23 protein-coding genes are annotated in these 18,663 nt (G+C 70.0%); 16 read left to right on the top strand and 7 right to left on the bottom strand.

Translation table 11 applies throughout. From position 1 onward, the window contains the following. The 7 genes from C8250_RS09415 to C8250_RS09385 form a co-directional block, all read right to left on the bottom strand. Entirely contained in the window at nucleotides 1-465 is a 465-nt protein-coding gene (locus C8250_RS09415; RefSeq protein ID WP_138356045.1) for a DUF6238 family protein, read from the bottom strand. A 108-nt stretch (nucleotides 466-573) separates the two neighbouring features. Next, on the bottom strand, nucleotides 574-1,101 hold the full coding sequence (locus tag C8250_RS09410) for a hypothetical protein (RefSeq protein WP_138356046.1): 528 nt from the start codon (nucleotides 1,099-1,101) through the stop codon (nucleotides 574-576). Further along, nucleotides 1,098-2,570, bottom strand: a complete 1,473-nt coding sequence (locus tag C8250_RS09405; RefSeq protein ID WP_187144799.1) for an SCO6880 family protein — start codon at nucleotides 2,568-2,570, stop codon at nucleotides 1,098-1,100. Before C8250_RS09405 ends, C8250_RS09410 begins: the two co-directional genes overlap by 4 nt. Nucleotides 2,571-2,651: 81 nt before the next feature. Next, nucleotides 2,652-3,971, bottom strand: coding sequence for an ATP-binding protein (locus C8250_RS09400; protein ID WP_138356047.1), 1,320 nt, complete (start codon nucleotides 3,969-3,971; stop codon nucleotides 2,652-2,654). A 31-nt stretch (nucleotides 3,972-4,002) separates the two neighbouring features. Next, nucleotides 4,003-4,695, bottom strand: a complete 693-nt coding sequence (locus C8250_RS09395; protein ID WP_138356048.1) for a hypothetical protein — start codon at nucleotides 4,693-4,695, stop codon at nucleotides 4,003-4,005. Continuing rightward, nucleotides 4,695-5,009 (bottom strand): DUF6112 family protein, encoded by a 315-nt coding sequence (locus C8250_RS09390; RefSeq protein ID WP_138356079.1) that lies wholly within the window; start codon nucleotides 5,007-5,009, stop codon nucleotides 4,695-4,697. Before C8250_RS09390 ends, C8250_RS09395 begins: the two co-directional genes overlap by 1 nt. A gap of 114 nt (nucleotides 5,010-5,123) precedes the next feature. Beyond that, complete coding sequence (locus C8250_RS09385) at nucleotides 5,124-6,254, bottom strand: C40 family peptidase (RefSeq protein ID WP_138356049.1); 1,131 nt, start codon at nucleotides 6,252-6,254, stop codon at nucleotides 5,124-5,126. Between the two features lie 512 nt (nucleotides 6,255-6,766). On the opposite strand from C8250_RS09385, the gene C8250_RS09380 reads away from it, so the two are divergent. The 16 genes from C8250_RS09380 to C8250_RS09305 all read left to right on the top strand — a co-directional run bounded on the left by C8250_RS09380 (nucleotide 6,767) and on the right by C8250_RS09305 (nucleotide 18,643). Next, nucleotides 6,767-7,522, top strand: coding sequence for a site-specific DNA-methyltransferase (locus C8250_RS09380; protein WP_138356050.1), 756 nt, complete (start codon nucleotides 6,767-6,769; stop codon nucleotides 7,520-7,522). Nucleotides 7,523-7,763: 241 nt separating this feature from the next. Continuing rightward, entirely contained in the window at nucleotides 7,764-8,324 is a 561-nt protein-coding gene (locus C8250_RS09375; protein ID WP_244809799.1) for a DUF4913 domain-containing protein, read from the top strand. Beyond that, a complete protein-coding gene (locus tag C8250_RS09370) occupies nucleotides 8,321-8,803 on the top strand; it encodes a hypothetical protein (RefSeq protein ID WP_138356052.1) in 483 nt (160 codons plus the stop codon). Before C8250_RS09375 ends, C8250_RS09370 begins: the two co-directional genes overlap by 4 nt. A gap of 288 nt (nucleotides 8,804-9,091) precedes the next feature. Next, nucleotides 9,092-9,523 (top strand): hypothetical protein, encoded by a 432-nt coding sequence (locus C8250_RS44810; protein ID WP_346268729.1) that lies wholly within the window; start codon nucleotides 9,092-9,094, stop codon nucleotides 9,521-9,523. A 24-nt stretch (nucleotides 9,524-9,547) separates the two neighbouring features. Beyond that, the gene (locus C8250_RS09360; RefSeq protein WP_138356053.1) at nucleotides 9,548-10,267 is read left to right on the top strand and encodes a hypothetical protein; all 720 of its coding nucleotides are present in this window, start codon (nucleotides 9,548-9,550) and stop codon (nucleotides 10,265-10,267) included. 329 nt (nucleotides 10,268-10,596) lie between these two features. Beyond that, entirely contained in the window at nucleotides 10,597-11,082 is a 486-nt protein-coding gene (locus C8250_RS09355) for a hypothetical protein (protein ID WP_138356054.1), read from the top strand. After that, complete coding sequence (locus C8250_RS09350) at nucleotides 11,079-11,537, top strand: hypothetical protein (protein ID WP_138356055.1); 459 nt, start codon at nucleotides 11,079-11,081, stop codon at nucleotides 11,535-11,537. Before C8250_RS09355 ends, C8250_RS09350 begins: the two co-directional genes overlap by 4 nt. Nucleotides 11,538-11,547: 10 nt before the next feature. Next, nucleotides 11,548-11,958: a hypothetical protein gene (locus C8250_RS09345; protein ID WP_138356056.1), complete on the top strand. Its 411-nt coding sequence runs from the start codon at nucleotides 11,548-11,550 to the stop codon at nucleotides 11,956-11,958. A 43-nt stretch (nucleotides 11,959-12,001) separates the two neighbouring features. Next, nucleotides 12,002-12,853: a winged helix-turn-helix transcriptional regulator gene (locus tag C8250_RS09340; RefSeq protein WP_138356057.1), complete on the top strand. Its 852-nt coding sequence runs from the start codon at nucleotides 12,002-12,004 to the stop codon at nucleotides 12,851-12,853. Further along, nucleotides 12,850-13,335 (top strand): regulator, encoded by a 486-nt coding sequence (locus tag C8250_RS09335; RefSeq protein ID WP_138356058.1) that lies wholly within the window; start codon nucleotides 12,850-12,852, stop codon nucleotides 13,333-13,335. Before C8250_RS09340 ends, C8250_RS09335 begins: the two co-directional genes overlap by 4 nt. After that, nucleotides 13,332-14,579, top strand: coding sequence for an MFS transporter (locus tag C8250_RS09330; RefSeq protein ID WP_138356059.1), 1,248 nt, complete (start codon nucleotides 13,332-13,334; stop codon nucleotides 14,577-14,579). The genes C8250_RS09335 and C8250_RS09330 overlap by 4 nt, the downstream gene beginning before the upstream one ends. A gap of 36 nt (nucleotides 14,580-14,615) precedes the next feature. Then, entirely contained in the window at nucleotides 14,616-14,918 is a 303-nt protein-coding gene (locus C8250_RS09325; protein ID WP_138356060.1) for a hypothetical protein, read from the top strand. A 63-nt stretch (nucleotides 14,919-14,981) separates the two neighbouring features. After that, on the top strand, nucleotides 14,982-16,193 hold the full coding sequence (locus C8250_RS09320) for an ATP-grasp domain-containing protein (protein ID WP_244809798.1): 1,212 nt from the start codon (nucleotides 14,982-14,984) through the stop codon (nucleotides 16,191-16,193). After that, nucleotides 16,190-17,077 carry a DUF317 domain-containing protein gene (locus tag C8250_RS09315; RefSeq protein WP_138356062.1) on the top strand — a complete coding sequence of 296 codons (888 nt, stop codon included), beginning with the start codon at nucleotides 16,190-16,192 and terminating at the stop codon, nucleotides 17,075-17,077. Before C8250_RS09320 ends, C8250_RS09315 begins: the two co-directional genes overlap by 4 nt. 29 nt (nucleotides 17,078-17,106) lie before the next feature. Continuing rightward, nucleotides 17,107-17,595, top strand: coding sequence for a hypothetical protein (locus C8250_RS09310; protein ID WP_138356063.1), 489 nt, complete (start codon nucleotides 17,107-17,109; stop codon nucleotides 17,593-17,595). Between the two features lie 34 nt (nucleotides 17,596-17,629). After that, a complete protein-coding gene (locus C8250_RS09305; RefSeq protein WP_138356064.1) occupies nucleotides 17,630-18,643 on the top strand; it encodes a SpaA isopeptide-forming pilin-related protein in 1,014 nt (337 codons plus the stop codon). The last annotated feature ends 20 nt before the right edge of the window (nucleotides 18,644-18,663 follow it).

Genomic DNA, 18,663 nt, shown 5'->3' with positions numbered 1-18,663 from the left:
TCATCGCACGCAGGCCGTGGTACGCGGGCGGAGGTCGGTGGGGGTGGTCTTGCGCCGGATGCTGTGTCCGGCGGCGAGGTGGCGCTGGCAGATCGTCAGGACGGGTGGTCCCTCGGGCAGCCGTTCCGGATGGCACTCGCTCGCCTCGGCGCCTTGTGCCGCTGTGCTGCTGGGCAGCAGGTGGAAGGCCGAGTGGATCTCGGCGGTGGCCTGCCACAGGCGGGTGTGCGCGGTGGTCAGGTGGCGGCCTGCGGCGGGGTGCGGCGGCCGGGTGGCCTCGGCGAGCTGGTCGAGGAGGCGGTGCAGGGCGGTGAGGTGGGTGTGGAGCACGTCGAGGTGCACGCGATCCACCGGCGCCGGAGGGGTGGCGGTGGTCCGTGCCAGGGCGCGGGTGTGATGGCGGACTCCGGCGCTTGCGGCCCGGAGATAGGGGTGCGCGTCGTCCGGACGCGTGCGATAGGTCAAAGGTGGTGGTCCTTCCTGCCATAAGGCAGGGATAGCGGCGGGTAGGGAGGGTGGTCAGCGGGAACGACGCGGTGCCTTCGGCGGCGGGGCCGGCGCCGCGGCCGGGGGCTATGTGGGGGCACGCTCGGCCAGGACGCGGGCCTGCTCGTGACGCAGGTCGATGTATGAACCCGGGGCGCGGGTTCCCGGGTGGCTCTGCGCGGCTACCAGTTCCCCGTCGCCGTCCATTAGAGGCGCGATTTCCTCCAACCACTGCTTGTACGAGGGCATTTCGGAGAGGGTGCGGTGTGCGTCGTCGAGGTCGGTGGCCAGGACCACGAACAGCCACGGGAGCGCACCTTCTTCGTGACCGGGGCTGGTGAGGGCGACTGTGAAGGCGCGGCGTGTGGGGACGGACGCCAGCAGCGCGAGCCGCTGCACCACGATGCCCAGAGTGTCGCTGGCCTCCATGGCCGTGGATTCACGGGTGCCTTCGTATGCGCGGCGCTGGTCCTCGATCACCTCGCCGTCGGTGTTCCGGTAGACGTCCAGCTCCTCCTGGTGGCGGCGGTGCATGGCCTGCAAGGGGGTGAGCAGGGCCAGAATTTCGTCCATCAGGTGTGGCGCGGGGCCGGCGGTGGGAAGCGACTCGGTCATAGGGCGGTCCGGGCGAGGGGCAGGGCGGCGAGGGTGAAGGCGTCGGGCTGCTGGTAGTTGAGCCGTCGCAGGTCGACTCCCGAGGTGACGGCGTGGGTTTCGATCTGCGCGCAGGCGGCGTCTAGGAGGGCGTCGGTCGCGGCGGTGACGGTGACCAGGCCGGTCAGGGCCACGTCCGCGTGCCCGGCGATCAACTGGCGCTCTCGCGTTTTGACGTCGGCGTACTCGACGGAGTCTTCTTCACTGTCGACCTGCCCGCGGCGGGAGCGCTCGTTCGCGTCGGCTATGATCGACGCTTTCTTCCGCTGGACGTCGCGCAGCGCGGACTCCAGCCCCTGCGGTGCGTAGATAAGGGACAAGGTGCGCCGCACTCCGGCCGTGAACATGATGCCGTGCAGGAAGCCGGCCCCCATCTCGGTGCGGGGCCAGTTCTCCACCCAGTAGGTGGCGTGGCGGGCGGAGTCGGTCGCCAGGCGGTCGTACTCCTCGACCTGGACGACGGGTCCGGCGGCTGCGGGGTCCGCCTCGGCGCGACCAGCCGGGGACCACTGCTGGAGCGCGGCGAGGGCCTTGGGATCGTAGGCGGTGCGGATGACGGCGGCGATCTCCCGCGAGCTCAGCCAGCCCGTCACCATCAGCCCGGCGTTGCGGGCGGCCTGGGCGATGGACGTCGTGGTCTGCCCCATGACGGTGAACGCACCCGGCAGCCCTCCGCCAGCCTGCGAGATCAGGCGCTTGGCGGCTTTGAGGTCGAGGGAGATCGCGAGGTAGGTCTCGTGCGGGGCGGCGGCGGGGCCGGCCGAGGCGACCAGTTCGGAGTAGATCTGCCCGGCGACCGGCGTCTGGGGCTGCCCGTTGTGAGCCCAGTGCCGGGTAAGCGTGTCTCCGCTGTCAGGGACCGTACGCTCCAGGACCTGCACGGTGGCGATGTGCCCGGTGCGGGCGATGCCCGCCAGCGCGCGGCCCCAGCTGCTGACGTTGTGGTTCTGGGTGGTGGGGTCGAGCAGCGCGAAAGCGCGGCTGGTGACGCGGGCAACAGCGGTCAGGGTCTGGCGGTGCGGGTCGTACACGGCGGCAGCGCCGTTGGCGGAATCGCCGGGGGTGACGACCTTGAGGGAGGCAGCGGTCCCGGGCAGGTGCAGGACGCCGTCGTGGCGGGGCCGGGTGACGGGCCGGGCGAGCCACAGAGTTTGGCCGGTGTGCCGGCGGTGTGTGTAGCGGGCGACGATTGGCGCCCAGTCGATCAGGGAACGGGCGTGCCGGCGGATCGCCACCAGAGCGGCGACCGCGGCCCACAGCGGTGTCAGGGCGATGGCCCCGAGTAGGCCGGTGGAGACCACCGTCATCAGCAACAGAGCCAATGCACTCGATACGAGGACGAGTTGGGGGAGGGAGAGTCCGAGGAGGATGCCGCGGCGGGACCGGTGCGGGAACTTCACCGTGACCGGGGCGACGGAAAGGTCAGTCAAGGGGCGGGTCCTGGGGTCGCGGGTGGGGGCCGGGGGCGGGAGGTGATGAGCACCACCCGCCCCCGGACAGCGGACAGGGGGTCAGAGGCCGGCTGGGGGCGTCGGCGGTGGGGCCGTCCCATTGGTTGTTGTGGGCTGTGTGCCGGGGGGCGGCGGTGCGCCCTGGGGCGGTGGGGTGGTGGTCGGCGGGGCTGACTGCCATCCGCCGCGCTGGTTGGGCGGGGCGTTCGTTCCGGGACCGTTCGGTCCCGTGTCGCCCATCGGGGCGTTGGTGTCGTCGGTCACGCTCGTCGGAGGGGGCTGGACTGCCTGCTCCAGGCCGGGCGGGGCACCTTCACCGTCCCCGCCGGTCGGGTTGGAGGCAATGTCGCCGGGGAATCCGCCTGCGGGGTCGGGGCCTTGCGGGGTGGCTTCCGCTCCGGCTGCCGCGCCGCCGCCGGCTCCGGCGGTGGCTGCTGCTGCGGCCTTGCGGGCGGCCTTTTCGGCGTGTTGCTTGGCGATCTGGGCTCCGGCTCCACCGGCGCGGTGGATGGACTCTCCGTCGGTGCCGTCGGCTGCCCAGTGCACGAATTTGAAGACCGCGTACGGGCACAGCAGCACCATGATCATGATCACGATGCCGGACATGACATCGGCGAGTGCACCGATCCCGTCCTTGGCCTCGGTCTTGCCCATGGCGGCGATGCCGAGTACGAAGATCACGGTCATCAGGAGTTTGGAGACCACGAGGGTGGCGGTGGCTTCGATCCAGCCGCGGCGCCACCGGCGGGTTGCTTCCCAGCCGCCGCCGGCGCTGGCGAAGATCGCCAGGGTGACCATGACGAGGATGCCGACCTTGCGGACCATCATCACGCACCAGTACAGGACGGCGCCGAGTGCGGCGCCGAGGCCGGCGAGCGTCGCGATGAGCCACCCCAGGGGGATGATGGCGCCGATTTCGGAGACCTTGACGATACGGCGGACGGCCGACTCGATCGATAGGTGTGAGGCTCTGAACAGGCCGTCGGACAGGGCGTCCACCACCTCGATGGCGACGGTGGTCAGCGCGATGGCTGCGAATGCGAAGATCACACCGGAGGCGGTGCCGGTGAATGCCTGGGTGAGGGCCTGGCCGTCGCGTTTGATCGCGGCCCGGATGAGTTGGGCGCAGAAGGTGGCGACGAGTAGGACGAGGCCGAGCGGCAGCAGCATCTGGTAGTTGTCGCGGAACCAGGGTGCGTTCAGGTCGACCTTGGTGGTGGTGTTGACGGCTGTGGCGGCCAGGTCGGCGGACGTTGCGGCGAGTTCGCCGGCGGACTTGGCCATCCAGTCGCCGATCGCCTTGCCCGGATCGCTCACAAAGTCCACGGCGTCGCCGACGGAACACAGCTTGCCCGCGACGGGCAGGTCGCAAAAGCCCATGGGTGGAGGTCTCCTTTCTCAGTCGGGCGGGTCACGGCGCGACGCGGGGTGCGATGGCGACCAGGGAGCAGTCGTGGGAGGGCCGGCACTGCACGGCGAGGGTCACGGCCCGGTCTTCGGCTCCGCCGCCACCCCCTTTCCAGGTGATCTGCTGTTTGCCGTTGACGGTGACGACGTAGATATATGCCTCGGTGATCGCGGTCGGGTCGTCCGCGAGGGCTTGCTCGAAGGCACTGGGGTAGTGCGCTTCGGTGACGGTGGAAGTGGCGTGCTGGTCGTTGTCGGCCATGCGCGACCACAGCACCGGGTCGGGGACCTGCGCCGAGATGGACTGCCAGTCGGCGTACTGGGTCTCCTTGCTCATCCACGCCTCCATGCCGGCGAGCTGCTGGCCACGGCTGGTGTCGCGGGCGTTGTAGGACCACAGCATCGTGGCGGCAGCCTTGGCATAGGCGACCGGCTCGGAGACTGGCGGTGGTTTGGGAACCGAGCCTGTGCCGCCGGCCGGAGTAGGCACGGCCTGGGACGGTGAAACGCTGCTAGGGGACGAACGAGTGGGCGCGCTGGAACGGTCGTGCTGGTCACCGCCCCTGGAGAGCCAGGCGGTGGTGGCGGCGACTGCGAGCAGACCGGTGATGACGATCGCGGCGATCGTTACCCGCCGGTGCGCTGGCCAGTCGACTGCGCGGGCGGACAGAGCGAAGGAGGGGAAACGTTTCTGCATTATTTGACCTGGGACCCCAGCGTGCTGAAGAACATCACGATGCCGTTGGCGGCACCGAGACCAAGGGCCGCGCCCGCAGCCACGGTCGCGCCCTTCTTGCCGTTAGCTTCGGCCTGGTGGCCGCCGCTGTGGTGGCCCCAGGCCCACACGGCGAGCGATACGGCGAGGGCACCGACGACGGCGATGATGCCGAACAGATTGATGCTGTTGACCACGTTCTTCAGCACGGACAGGCCCGGCAGCCCGCCTTCCGCGGGCGCGATGCCGGGGTCATAGGCGAGGTAGGTGGCGCGGTCTGCGAGGGACAGGGGTATGGCGGGACTCCTTGTGTACGCAGGCCAAATGGACACCTGCGGCGGGAATGGGGGCTGGAGGCAGCGAGATGGGTCATCCGGCCGCCCGGAGCGGTGTCCGGGCGCGGTGCGGCGTCAGACGACGCGGCGCACGGCGAGGATCGCCCAGTCCTTGATCGGAGTGATCCGGACGGGCTTGGTGGTGCGAGGCGCCTCGATGACCAGGCCGGCGCCCAGGAACATGCCGACGTGCTCGGGACGGCTCGCGGTGCCGCGGCTGAAGATCATGTCGCCGGGCTTCAGTTTGTTGGGCGCAACCGCTTTGCCCTCGTTGACCTGTTCGTACGTGGTGCGGGGGAGCTGGATGCCGGTGTGGGCGTATGCCTGCTGCATCAGGCTGCTGCAGTCGCAGCGACCCATCGGGTCAGGGCCGTGAGAGTCGGTGCAGCTGCCGCCCCACTGGTAGAGCGTCCCGAGCTGGTACATCGCCCATTCGATGGCTTTGCGCGCCTTCGGGTCGGCGTCCAGCGGGATCTTGTATCCCTGCGGGACGCTGCCTTCGGGGATGCGGCCGAACCCGGAGCCGTCCGCGGCAGGAGGACAGGCGGTGGTGCCGGCCGCAGGCGGCTTGCCCTGGTCCGGCGTCGTGCCGTCCGTGTCCTTGCTGGCGTTCGGGAAGGTCTTGGCGATGGCCTGCTGCAGCGCGCTGGCCAGGGGTTCCCATTGCGCATACGCGTCGGGGTAGCCCGATGCCTGCACGGCCTGGGCGGCCTGTGTGACGGTCAGTTGCTGCCAGCCTTTGACCTTCAACAGGTGTTGGTAGAACTGCTGGGATGCGTAGATCGGATCGCGGATCTGCTGGGCGGTCCCCCAACCCTGCGAGGGCCGCTGCTGGAACAGGCCCAGCGAGTCGCGGTCCCCGGAGTTCAGGTTGCGCAGCCTCGACTCCTGCATCGCGGTGGCGATGGCGACGACCTGCCCACGCACCGGCACCTTCAGGCTGATCCCGGCGGCCACGATGGTCCGGGCGTTGGGGATCTGCTCGGCCGGCAGGGTCAGGCCCTCGATGTGCACGTCCTTGCCGGACGCTCCGTCGAGCATGGCGGTGACCTGCTGGGCGACGGCATCAGTATCGATGTTGGAGCGGCAGCTGAACGAGCCGGTGCTCTGGGCGGCTTCGCTGGAGGTGGCCGCCATCATGGCCGTTCCCGCGAGCAGGAGTGGAGACAGGAAGACGACGCCGAGGCCGGCGGCGAGCGTCTTCAACCGGAGCGGACCGCTCGGGTGTCAGCGATGTCGGGCCGGGTCGGGTAGCGGGAAGTCATGGGCGTTGTCCTTCGGGGTGCGGTGTCCGGCGTGCCGCGGATGCGTTGGTGTGGTGGAAGGGCGCGGCGGCCGGTGGTGGGCGATCGAGGGAGGCCGGTGCGGGCGAGTTGCCGCTCGCGTCGCATGGCCGGGCCGTGAGCTAGGTGTGCCGGGACAGGGCGAACCTCCGTGCGGCGTGATGTGGAGTAGCCAGCGGCGGTGTGCGCCGACTGGTTCAAAAACAGTAGAGGCGAAATCGCCGACGACCAAAAAATAGGCGTGAGGGGTCGAAATCCGCACCCTCAGCCAGTACTTCTTGGCTGTCGGCGATTTCGCCTCTACAGTTTTTGGACTCCCTTCGCTCTCCCTGATCTGCGGCCCGGGCATCCTCATGCCCGATTCCGGCCCGCAGGGACTCTCATGCGAGACGGGCAGTCCCTTTCACGCTCCCACACCCGAATTGGGGTTCCTCTTTGCCTTTTTCCCTTCACCAGGGCGACGCCCTGAGCGTCTTGGCCGGCCTGCCGGACGACTGCGTCGACTCCGTCATCACCGACCCGCCGTACAACTCAGGCGGCCGAACGGCGAAAGAGCGCACGACGCGCTCTGCGAAGCAGAAGTACACGTCCGTGGATGCCCAGCACACCCTGCCGGACTTCACCGGCGAGAACATGGACCAGAGGTCGTACGGGTTCTGGCTGACGCAGGTCATGACCGAAGCTCAGCGGCTCACCAAGACCGGTGGCACCGCTCTGCTGTTCACCGATTGGCGTCAGCTTCCCATCACGACGGACGCGATCCAGGCGGCCGGTTGGCTGTGGCGCGGGGTCCTGGCCTGGCACAAGCCGCAGGCCAGGCCGCAGAAGGGTCGGTTCACCCAGAACTGTGAGTTCATCGTGTGGGCGTCCAACGGCGCGATCGATGGTTCTCGGAACCCCGTCTACCTGCCGGGCCTGTATTCCGCCTCGCAGCCCTCGGGCGCGAAGCGCCAGCACATCACGCAAAAGCCCGTCGAGGTGATGCGCGAGCTGGTCAAGATCAGCCCCGAGCGCGGCACGGTGCTGGATTTCTGTGCCGGTTCCGGCTCCACGGGTGTCGCGGCCCTGCTGGAGGGCCGGGATTTCATCGGCGTGGAGAAGACCACGCAGTACGCAGCCATCGCGGCCGACCGGCTCACCGCGACGATCCGCGAAACCCTCACCCAGGACGACATGGTGCTCACCGCCTGACGTTGCGATACCGCGGCGGAACTGGCGACCGTCTCCTGTCCCGGGCACGGCCCGCCACGAATGTCCTGTGACCCCGATGGCCGGTCCGTTCGTCATCGCTCCTGCTCCCCTGTTCCTTGTCCTCTAGGAGGCCCTTCCCTTCATGTCTGAACCCGTAGAAACCTCGCTTGATGGCGAGTTGGAGCCGGTCCGAGTTCCGGATCCCCGAGCGGAGGGGGTGGAGGCCACGGTTCGACGGCTGATGGACCGGCAGGCCCAGCAGGAGCAGCAGCTCGACCGTCTGGCCTCAGCGCCGGCCCCCGGCAGCCCTTCGCCGTTCGCGGCGTTCGGCATGCCGGGGTTCGGCGGCCTGCCTGCGGTCGCGCCGCCGGAGCCGCGGCCGATCATGGAGCTGGAGGGGGAGGAGCGCGAGGACGAGCTCGACGGCTTGTCGGACTGGGTCGATGACTTCCTCCTGCCGGTCTACGGGGCGGAGGTCACCACGGCGGCGCCCTGGTGCTTGCAGTGGCAGGAGCACGACGACGTCGTGGCGTGGCTGCACGCCCTCTGGCTGGCCTACCAGCAGCACAAGGACCCCGAAGCCGGACTGAGCGGCCTGTTCGTGTGGCACCGGGACTTCCTCACCCACGCCACCGCGGCGATCCGCGCGCCGGGCGGTCCGCTGTCCGCCTGCATGACCTCCCCCGAGCGTCCCGCGCATCGGCTTCTTCCCGGCCCGCCGCCCTCAGTGCGAACGGAGAAGGCGACCACCAACGCGGAGGAGCCCGCCGGGCCGGCTGAGTTGGGCGAGCCGACGTCATGAACAGCGGGCGGCAACCGGCCTTCGGGCTGAGCTTCGACCCCCGCGCCCTGACCGACCTCCTCCAAGCACCCGGCGACATCCGCGATCTCACCCTGGCCTACCTGCAGGAAGTGGTGAACGCCGAGCGTTTCGGGCCGCGGCTTACGGGCGATCTGGAGGGCTACCGCAAGATCGTCGTGGACACCCGCAAGGACTGGCGCGTGGTCTACGGTCTCCGCTCGGCGCCCGAGGGGTCCGCGCACCAGCGGGAGATCCACGTCGTCGCGGTCCGGCCACGGGCCGGCAACGACGTCTACGACGAGGTCGGCCGACGCCTGGGCATGGCCCGCCGGCCGCTGAGCGCCCGCACCCACGCGGCACGCTCCCGCCCCCCGCAGCTGATGACCAGCGGCTCCACACCGAGACCGGGTCCGCCGCCGGCCGCGATGCCGGGCGTTCCCCGTCTCGCGCACCACCCCTCGCCCTTGCACATCCGCTGAGTACACGGAGCCTTCGCCTATGCCCCCAGACCCCGCGCCGGCAGCAGCCCGGCGCTCGGTGACACCACTCGACCACCGCATCGAAATCGTCACCGGCCAGGACGTCGACACCCTTTGGACGTACCGCGACCGCGGCGTCTTGGACGCGCCGCATGCCCACCTGGTTGACCGGCACCGCGAGCTGGCCAGCGCCGAGACCGGCGTGACCTTCTACCGCACCCTCCTCCAGCGGCTGGCCAGCGGCGATTTCCCGTCGACGGCGCCCTGCTGGAGCGCATCGACCGCACCGTGGACCAGTTGGAGGAGGCCGCCACGGAGCGGGACGTCGCGGCCCGCCTGGTGCTGGCGGCCTTGGAACCGATCGAGGCCACGGCTCTGCAGGACCCGTCGGACAAGCACGGGCAGCTTTCGGCCGCTGACCAGGCGGCGCTGCTGTCCATCGCGGGCGGCGCCAAAGTGCACGCGCACCTACTGACCGGGCGGATGTCCGTACCTACCGCCTCTGGCACCAGGGTCGCGTACGCCCACCTGCAGCGGCTCGAAGCCGTCGGCCTGGTTTGCCGTGACACCGACCACTCGGTGCAGGTCGGGCAGCCAGTGACCTTGACCGACGCCGGCCGCACCGCTCTGGCCGGCAGCCGCAGCCACCGACCGGCTTCGGCACTGGCGCCGCCACGGTCCGGCACCTGGCCCGCTGCCCCCACTCGCTCCCGGCGCTGAACCCGGGCGCCCACGAGGAGACCTATGCCCACACCAGAACTCGACCTTCGCCTTGATAACTTCGAGGCAGAAGACCCGCAGATCGAGGAAGCATTCCTGCACGCGATCGAACTCAACCAGGACATGCTCGTCCCGCTGGCCGAGTACCACAGCCCGTCCGGGGCGGGCAGCTTCTACGTTCTGCACGACGGCTCGGCCACCTGGGGGATCCCCGGGGTGCCGCAGATCGTTGCTCTCCACCTGCAACGTGACCTGACGGACCAGACGTTCCACTTCGAACACGCTGAGCTGCCGTTGCCGTCGATGGCGCAGTCCTGGCTCATCCGCCGCGGCTGCCCTGCCAATGCCATCCCCCTCAACCCTGACCTGGGTCCCCCGCCGGCCGACGAAGCCACACGGGCACTGGAGCGACGGCTCATGGGCGACGGAGACCACTACGCGTACGGATACTCCTACACCCGCGACGACCCGGACGACACGGTCACCGTGGTGGCCCTGCGCGCCATGGATGAGCGAGCCCCTTCCCCGTTCCGTGTCGTGGTCGAGGAAGTCGACACCAAGGCATGGACCCGCACCCTGCGCGAGGGCGGTTTCGCCACCGTCGATGAGGCCCTCGAATGGTGCGACGAGCGGATCAGCGGCACGGCCGGCCCGCTTCCGCCCGTCCGTCCGGCAATTGCAATCAGCCCGTCGCCGGCCCTGCCGAAGGCTCCCGCTCCTCCCCCGGCCGGCCGATCGCGCTGAGCCATGCTGCGGTCCGGCGGGCCGGAACATAGCCGACGATCGCCGGTTAGCCAAACCGGGAATTCTCCGGACTCTTATACAGCCGCCGGACAACAAGGCGGTGCCTTTCCTCGTAATCCCTATGCCTGCACGGAGGTTGGTTCCGCATGCGCTCGCATCCCTTATGCCGTCGCGCCGTTTAGGGCACGTACTGAGCCGACAACCACAGGCGCCGTGACTTGCAGGCGTCGGGGGCCAGTCAACGTACGAAGGCGCCAGGTTGCGCCTTCTCTCCTCATTTCCCCAACCCTCAAACGCGGGCGCTTTCGCCTGTTGGAAAGGAGTTCCCCTTGTCCGATGACATTTCCGACGGCCCTGAGGATGTCGTGGGCGTGCTTACCGAACAGATCGCAGCCCACTTCGGCATGGACATCGAGCGGTTGAAGGCCGCAGTCGCCCTCGCACCGACGGCCAACCCCGAGGCCACGGAGGTCGTCAAGTGGCACGGCCTTCTCATCGGCGCCCAGACGGCGCTCGACCGCACGCAGGACGACCTCCTCGCCGCGCTGGACACGCAGCCCAGCGAGGTCGACGACCCCACGCTGCACCTCGCCCATCGCGTCAACGCAGCCGTCACCGCACGCGATGGGCGCGCCCTGGTCGTGCGCTGGCTCCTCGACCCGCCCGCACCCGGGAAGAAGGACCGCGCAGCCCAACGGTTCGCCCGTCCCAACCACGCCTCCGGTAACGGGCCGGCCGTAGGGACCCGCGCTCCGCACATCCCCGCGACCGCACCGGCAGCGGGGGTACGACCGGGACGGACAGCGCAGCGATGAACGTCGAACTCAAGTCCAGCAGCGCCGACGAGCGCCTCACCGCCGCTTTCGGCGCCCCCGTCACCGTGCTGTACGCCACCGCAACCGGCCCTGACGCGCTCCCGGCGGTGACCCGCGCGCTGGAGCTGCGCTCCTTCCTGGTCATTGCCGAGGAGCAGGTCGCCTGCGTCCGGGACCGCGTTCACGCCGCGATGGCACCCGGCCGCGACTTGGCTGAACTGTCCGCCGATGACCTGCGTCTTGAAGCCCGCTGGCTGGAGGCGGCACTTGATGCCCGCGACGGCTACCGCGCCGCGCTCGACGAGCTGCTGCACACCATGCCAGCGCCCGACCAACGGCCTGTGGCGTCCGCCTCCGCCCGCCGGACACCGCCGGCGGTCACCGCCCACCTGCCCTCGCGCGTCGCCGCCCCGGCACCACAGCGTGCCGGGGCGGGCCGACACCGCCGACCGTGAAGGCCACCACTTGCCCCACCTGATCTCCCCGGAGATCGCCGGACGGATCGAGGACCTGTACGGCGCACCACTCGCCGACCTCGCAGCCCACGTCCAAGACCAACCACCCGGCATGCTCTCCGCCCTGCTCGGCATGCACAACAGCCTGACCCTCGCCGAGCGCAGCATCGACTTTCACCGCGACCACCTGGCCCGCGTGGTGCACCCCGAGCGGCAGATCGGCCCGCACGAGGTCTCCCATCTCCTCGACGGTGCCCGCCGGCTCGCCGAAGCGGTCGCCATTCGCGACGTCCAGGCCACGTCCCTGTCCGCCGTCCTGCAGAGCCTTGCTCGCGTCACGACGCCGGCGACGCCCCCAGTCTCCGTTCCGGCCGTGCCCGCTCCACCCGGCCCGGCCGTGAGCGCTGCACCCAGCCGCTGATCTCGGCGGGCAATCCCTCCTCATACCTCCAGGAGTTCCTCCCTTGGCCCTCTCCGGTCTGACCCCTGAAACCGACGCCGACATCGCCCGGGTCACCGAGGCCCTCGCCATGATCACTCCGCGCTGGAACGCGCGGATCCTGCTGGCCCTGTCCGGCCCGCCGCAGCGGTACAGCGAGATCGCGGGCAAGATCTCCTGGTTGCAGGACAGCCAGCTCCACCCCAAGCTGCGAACCCTGTGCGACGCCGGCCTCGTCCAGCGCACCGAACACACGTCGCGGCACGTCACCTATGGGCACACCGCCCGCGGCACAGCTCTTCTGTCTGTCCTGCCGATGATCGTCGCTTGGGCAGAGAATCATCTGGAGACGGCAGATCGCCCGCTGCCCGCGATCGAGCAGATCGAGGACAGCCTCACCCTGCTCACCCGGCGCCACGCCGCCGCCATCTTGTGGGTGCTGAAGTCCCGTGAGGAGGTCAGCGGCCGTGCCCTGGCCAGGATCGTCATGCCCAGCAGCGACTGGTCCAACATCTACCCGCCGCTTCGGCAGTTGGTGGCGGACGGCCTCGTAGACACAGACGGCATCGGGCAGCCCTACCGCCTGTCGGTCGCGGGCCACGGCCTGGCGCCGGTCTTCGGTGCCCTGTCCGCGTGGTCCGCCGGGCGCTCCATGGCGCCGGCCGCCCAGCACCCGGTCTGGGGAGACCCGCCGGCTGCACCCACCCCGACCACGTGGGTCAGCAACCCGTCGCGGCTATCAGCCCCTGCCTCATCACCGCCCCCGGTCAGGGCGGCACAGACCTCCCGTCCGGTGTGGCAGGGCCCGGACTTGTTCTCGCACCCCATAGCGGCCCGCCCGACGGCGGCGCTCCCGGCGGGAGGCCCACGCCGATGACTGCCACCTTCACGCCTCCCGAACTCCGCAAGGTCCTCGACGTGTTGTCCTCGTCAGCGGTGATCCGTCTGATCACCGAGATCGACGACAACGGGCCGATCCCGCCGCGCAGGCTGACGGGCACACTTCCCGACCTCTCCCCGCACCAGCTGCGCCAGGCCACGGAGACGGCACGCGCCCACGGCCTCGTCCAGGTCCTGCCCGGCCTCGGCATGGACCTCACGACGTCCGGCTCGGCGCTGGCCGACGTCTACGACACAGCCGCCCGATGGGCTCGCCGCCACTCCTACCCGACCCCGGTCTGCGACTTCACCAGCCGCCTCCAGCACACCCTTGCTCTTCTGACGCCCCTGCTTGCGGTCGAGGGCCTGCCGCACGGTGACGCCATCGTGGAGCTGGCCCTCCTGCGCGCTGCGCTGGTGCAGTGGCTGACCACCAACCCCGGGGTTGCCCTGCGCTGCGAGCTGGGGTCTGTCGCGTGAGCGGTGGCACCACCCCACGGCATGCCCGCCATACCGCGGGGGTGCTGCGCAGCATCTACCTGCCGCGCTCGGTGGAAGCGCTCGCGTCCGCCATGAGCACCTACGGCGTCCCGCTCCTGGTCCTGGCCACCACGCGCTCCGCAGCCCTGACGGGAGCGGCGTTCGCCCTGGAATGGGTTCCCCGGTTGGCGGCGTTCGGGTGGGCGGGGGCGATCGTCGACCGGCGCGGGGCATCGGTCGTCTTCTTCCTCGCCTCCCTCAGCCGTGCTCTGCTGGTCGCGGTCGGTGGGGTCCTTCTCTTCCTGTATCCGGCCGGCACGGTGGCGAACGTGACGGTGATGGTGCTCGCGGCCAGCACCGGCGCGCTCACCGAGTTCAGCTACATCGCGGCTGAGACCGCCGGCGCTGCCGCCGGCCGCCGAGCGGGAGCGCGGGCCCACCGCGTCCAGGCCGTCCTGCTGGGCGTCGACCAGATCGCCAACCTCGCCGGCCCAGCCCTGGCAGCAGTACTCCTGCTCGCCGGCCCTCCGCACATGCTCGCCGTGATCACGGGGCTCTCACTGATCGCCGCACTCCTCGCGCTGCGCACCCCGCCCTCGCCGGTCGCCCCGGCCCGCGCCCCGAAGACCACCACGAGCGGAGGGGCCAGCGCGGGGCTGCGGACCGGCTGGCGCACCATCCGCTCCCTGCCGGCGCTTGGCTGGCTCGTCACCGGCCTGACCCTGTCCAACCTGGCCACCGGCTTCCTCCAGGCCGCCGGCCCCGTCATCGTCGTCAACCACTACGGGCAGTCCACCACCGCCGTCGGACTGGTGTGGTCCGCAGCTGCCGCGACCACGCTGCTGAGCGTCACACTCTGCCGGTTCGCGATCGACCGCCTCGGCCTGTGGCCGGTCGGCGCCGCCTGCGCCGCCATCGCCTCGCTCGCCTGCCTCGCCGCAGCCCAGGCCCCCGACTACCTCTCTTACCTGGTACTGGTCGCGATCCTTCTTGCCGCGGAGGGCGGCCTGGCAGTGGTCCTGCGCACCCTGCGCTCTCGCCTGATCCCCCCGGACCGGTTCGGCAGCACCCTGTCGGCGACCATCCTCATCCTCCTTCTGCCCTTCCCCCTCGCAGGCGTCCTCACCGCCCTCACCCCGCCCGACGCGCTGGGCCATGTCATCACCGCCTGCGCGGTCCTGCAGGCCCTGGGCCTGTTCCTCGCTTTCGCCCGCCTGCGCACCGATCCCGCCCTGCGCCCCTGAGCAGATGCTCGCCCCCAGCCTGTGGAGAACTTCCCCATGCCCCCTGTCGGTCCCGCTGCCTACCGTGTCCGCGGTCGCAGTATCACCGAGCAGTTCCACGCCTTCCACGCCCAGCACCCTCACATCTACCGCGCGCTGGAGCGCATGGCAGCCTGCCAACTGGCCTCTGGCGCCACGCGTGTCGGCCTGAAGAACCTCTTCGAGGGCCTGCGCCGACAACTCCCGCACGGCGTGAGCGGACTGAACAACAACTTCACCGCCCTCTACGCCCGTCAGCTGATCGAAGCGCACCCCCAGTGGGCCAGCGCGTTCGAGCTGCGCTGCCGTCGTGCTGCCTGACAGGGTCCCTTCGTCCTGCTGCCCACCCGATTCGGAGAGTCCTTTTTGTCCGCTCGCCCTCTCATTCTCATAGTTTCGCCCTGCGATGAGGAATATCGTTCCTATTGTCTTGAGCAGGTGGCCGCTGTTTACGACGTGGTCCTGCTCACCGACGTCGAGCCGTCGTGGGAGAAGCCGTACATCGTCGACCACACGGTCGTCGATCTCTACGACGACACCGCTGTCCTGGCCGCCGGCCGCGCCCTGGCAGCCCGCCACGAATTCGCCGGCTTTCTGACCTGGGACGAGTGGCACCTGGTCGCCACCGCCCGCCTGGCGCGCGCGCTCGGTCTGCCCGCGAACTCCGTGGAGGTGATGCGGGGCTGCCGCAACAAGGCCACTGCCCGAACGCTGTTCGCCCGCCACGGGGTGCCGTCGGCAGCCTCGATGACGGCCCGGACCCTGCTGGAGGCAGGGCTCGCCACGATGACGGTGGGTTTTCCCGCAGTCTTCAAGCCCACGGCGTTCGCCGGCAGCATCGGCGTGATCCGCGTCGACCGGCCCGAGGAGTTGCCTGCTGCCTTCGAGTTCGCCTCGGCCGGCGCGAGCCAGAGCCACGAAGACACCGCCGTCCTGGTCGAGGAGTACCTCGACGGACCGGAAGTCTCCGTCGAGTGCGTCACCTATGAGGGCGTGACCACCGCCGTCGCGGTGACCCGCAAGAGCCTGGGCCCTGCCCCGTATTTCGACGAGACCGGACACACCGTCGATGCCGCAGACCCGCTCCTCGCGCAGGTCGCCCTGGTTGCTGCCGCCGCCGTCAAGGCACTGGGGATCACCGCTGGCGTGCAGCACGTCGAGATGCGACTGGTCGACGGTCGCCCCCGACTGATCGAGGTCAACGCACGCATCGGCGGCGACCTGATCGGCCATCTCGTCCACCTCGCGACCGGCATCGACCTGCCGAGGGCCGCCGCCGACGTCGCCTGTGATCGGGCCCCGGACCTCACACCGACCCACTCTGGGGCTGCGGGGATCCGCATGCTCTACCCGGCCGCCTCCGGCACCCTCACGGAACGGCGGATCAACCAGCCGTTCGCCGCCCACACGCCCTGGCTGCGACAGGTGCAGTGGCAGTGCCAGGTCGGCGAGCTGCTCCTGCTGCCGCCCGAGGGTGACCTGTTCACCGCCCGGGCCGGGTTCTACATCGTCACCGGCTACGACACCATCGAGGTCAACCAGCGCCTCGACACGGCCGCAGGCGAGATCGCCGTCACCACGCAGGCCGACCGATGAGCCTCGAGCCCAACCCGCGCCTCGACACCGACATCGACGGAGATGTCTACGTCTCCCCGCGCTACCTAGCCTCCACCACCGGAATCGGCGACCCAGCCCTCGCCCCGCTCCTCGCACTCAGCTGGGATATGCGGCACGACGACCTCGGCAACGCCTATGTGACCGCCCCCGACCGGCGGGTGCGCCTGGGCTACCTCCCCGAAGGCGAGGACGACGGCCTATGGCGCATCAACGCCTACAAGGACCCCTTCGGGCCACCGAGCTGGGGCGTCTGCTTCAACGACCGCACGCCCACCGAGTTCGTCCGAGCCTTCACCACCGCTCTCGCCTCGGCGTACGAGCAGGGACCTGATGCCTACCTCGCCCGGCCGGTCTCCGGCGTCGCTGAGCACGACCCTTATCTGGCCATCGCCCCCCTCTTCCAGCAGGGATGGGGGATTGACCGCCCCCGCGGGGAAGTCCTCGCGGTCCACGCACCGGACCGGCTCGCCGGTATGGAGTTCACTCTCGGCAGCCTCGATCCGGAAGCCGAGCTGACCACGCGCGACGCCCGCTGGCAGCTGTGGGCCGGCAAATCCATCGACCGCCCCGCCTGGTACGCGACAGCCAGCACCGACACCCCTGTCGCCTTGCTCACTGCCGTCACCCAGTGTGTCGCCGACCCGGCCCCGCTGCCGCGTTGGCGCGAGGAAACCTTCAGCTACATCAAGGGCATGGCCCAGCTCACCCCCGTCCTCCTGCCGCAACCGCCGGCGCCCACCCCGCTCGACGTTCAGCGGGCCGCCGCATCACGCCGCCCGGCCACGCTCCCCGCTACCAGCGTCCCGCGTTGGAGCACCACCACCACCACCAGCCGCCCGGCCCTGCCCGGCCCCCGCCGATAGCTCCCGACCGACCGCGACGGGAACGCTTCTTGTCCCTGCAAGCACCTGAGTTCTACGCCGACCTGTGCCTCCCCTTCCACAACAGCACCGTCGTCGGCAACACCTACTACGCCACACCCGTCCCCGGCGCACCGCTGACGCTGCGCATCGGCTTCACCGGAACCATCCACGCGGACACCTACGGCGGCCTGCGCCTAGCGGTCATCCACCCAGATCGGGGCGAGATCGACGCGGTAGCCCTCACCTTTGTGGATCACGGCACCTTCCACCGCCGGGACGAAGCCCGCAACACCTCCCCGAACAGCAAGCAGTACGGCACCTTCGACACGTACCACCGCGCCGGCCGGCCGCCGTGGGAGGGCGCCGTCACCACAGGGCTGCGCGATGCCATCGAGCAATACGCCGCCGTCTGGTTCCCCGGTGCCTGGGCTTCGTCCGCACCGAGCCGAGCAGCCGGCCATCACGCGCACATGTCGCCCGCCCCACCGGCCACCCACAGCGCTGGCCGGACCCGATGACCTCCCGACCACCTGATCAAGGAGACCCCCTCTCGTGCATGTTCGTTTCATCCGTGGTGCCGTGCGATCCGCTGTCGTCGCCGCCGCAGTGACCAGCGCCCTCGCCTGGGCGCCGGCCGCGACCGCCCAGCCATCCGAGCCGACGCCCTCGGCCTCCAGTGCTCCCGCCCAGACACCGACCCCGAACGCGGGCAGCATCGCGATCACCAACAAGGACGCTGCCGGGGACGTCCTTCCCGGCGCCACCTTCGTGCTGCTCGACTCCACCGGCCAGGAGGCCGGACGAGGACAGACCGACGCGCAGGGCAATTTGACCTTCCCGGATCTCACTCCGGGCGTGTACCGGTTGAAGGAGACAGCCTCCGGCAGCGCGCTCCACGAGGTCGCCGCCAACCAGGACGTCATCGTCACACCAGGGGAGGCCACGCGGCTGACCATCAGCAATCCGTTCAAGGCCGCCAAGATCCTGTTCCAGGCCAAGGACGACAAGACCGGCAAGCTACTGCCCGGCTCCACCGTGAACATTGGCAGCGGTGACAAAACCCTGCTCGTCCTCACTACAGGGCCAACGGGTACGGCCAGCGGGGAACTGCCCGTGACGAGCCGTAAGGCCGACTTCTGGGTCAAGCAGATCAAGGCCCCCGTCGGCTACGACCTCTACAAGCCCGCGAAGACGGCCACCGCCGGTCCCGGCGCCCTGGTCACCGTGACCGTCACCAACGCCAAGACCGCGACCACCCCGAAGCCCGACCCATCCGAGAAGCCGTCGGACAAGCCGACCGCCAGCCCCTCTGGCGTGGCGCAGCCCGCCCCGGCCAACTCCGCCACGCCGAGTACCGACTTCTCACCCGTCCCGGCGGCAGCCGCGACCGAGAAGGCGACTCCGAAGGACCTGGCTGGCTCTCTCGCCCACACCGGAACCGACGCCACCCCGTGGATCCTCGGCAGTGGCGGACTCCTCGTCGCCACAGGCAGTGGTGCCCTCATCGCCGCCCGCCGCCGCAGGACGGCCGAAACCGAGCAGGACAACGACGGCGAGATCAGTTAACCCTCGACACTCCCTAGACC

Source organism: Streptomyces sp. So13.3 (assembly GCF_005860785.2).
GTDB lineage: Bacteria > Actinomycetota > Actinomycetes > Streptomycetales > Streptomycetaceae > Actinacidiphila > Actinacidiphila fildesensis.
Note: the sequence above shows the minus strand (reverse complement) of the source record. Positions and strands in the feature narration are given on the sequence as shown.

What these genes read in the sequence shown, in the direction of transcription:
- C8250_RS09410 (WP_138356046.1), bottom strand. Translation starts at nt 1,101, where the DNA reads ATGACCGAGTCGCTTCCCACCGCCGGCCCCGCGCCACACCTGATGGAC.
- C8250_RS09400 (WP_138356047.1), bottom strand. Translation starts at nt 3,971, where the DNA reads ATGGGCTTTTGCGACCTGCCCGTCGCGGGCAAGCTGTGTTCCGTCGGC.
- C8250_RS09395 (WP_138356048.1), bottom strand. Translation starts at nt 4,695, where the DNA reads ATGCAGAAACGTTTCCCCTCCTTCGCTCTGTCCGCCCGCGCAGTCGAC.
- C8250_RS09375 (WP_244809799.1), top strand. Translation starts at nt 7,764, where the DNA reads ATGGACCGGCAGGCCCAGCAGGAGCAGCAGCTCGACCGTCTGGCCTCA.
- C8250_RS09370 (WP_138356052.1), top strand. Translation starts at nt 8,321, where the DNA reads ATGAACAGCGGGCGGCAACCGGCCTTCGGGCTGAGCTTCGACCCCCGC.
- C8250_RS09360 (WP_138356053.1), top strand. Translation starts at nt 9,548, where the DNA reads ATGCCCACACCAGAACTCGACCTTCGCCTTGATAACTTCGAGGCAGAA.
- C8250_RS09350 (WP_138356055.1), top strand. Translation starts at nt 11,079, where the DNA reads ATGAACGTCGAACTCAAGTCCAGCAGCGCCGACGAGCGCCTCACCGCC.
- C8250_RS09335 (WP_138356058.1), top strand. Translation starts at nt 12,850, where the DNA reads ATGACTGCCACCTTCACGCCTCCCGAACTCCGCAAGGTCCTCGACGTG.
- C8250_RS09325 (WP_138356060.1), top strand. Translation starts at nt 14,616, where the DNA reads ATGCCCCCTGTCGGTCCCGCTGCCTACCGTGTCCGCGGTCGCAGTATC.
- C8250_RS09315 (WP_138356062.1), top strand. Translation starts at nt 16,190, where the DNA reads ATGAGCCTCGAGCCCAACCCGCGCCTCGACACCGACATCGACGGAGAT.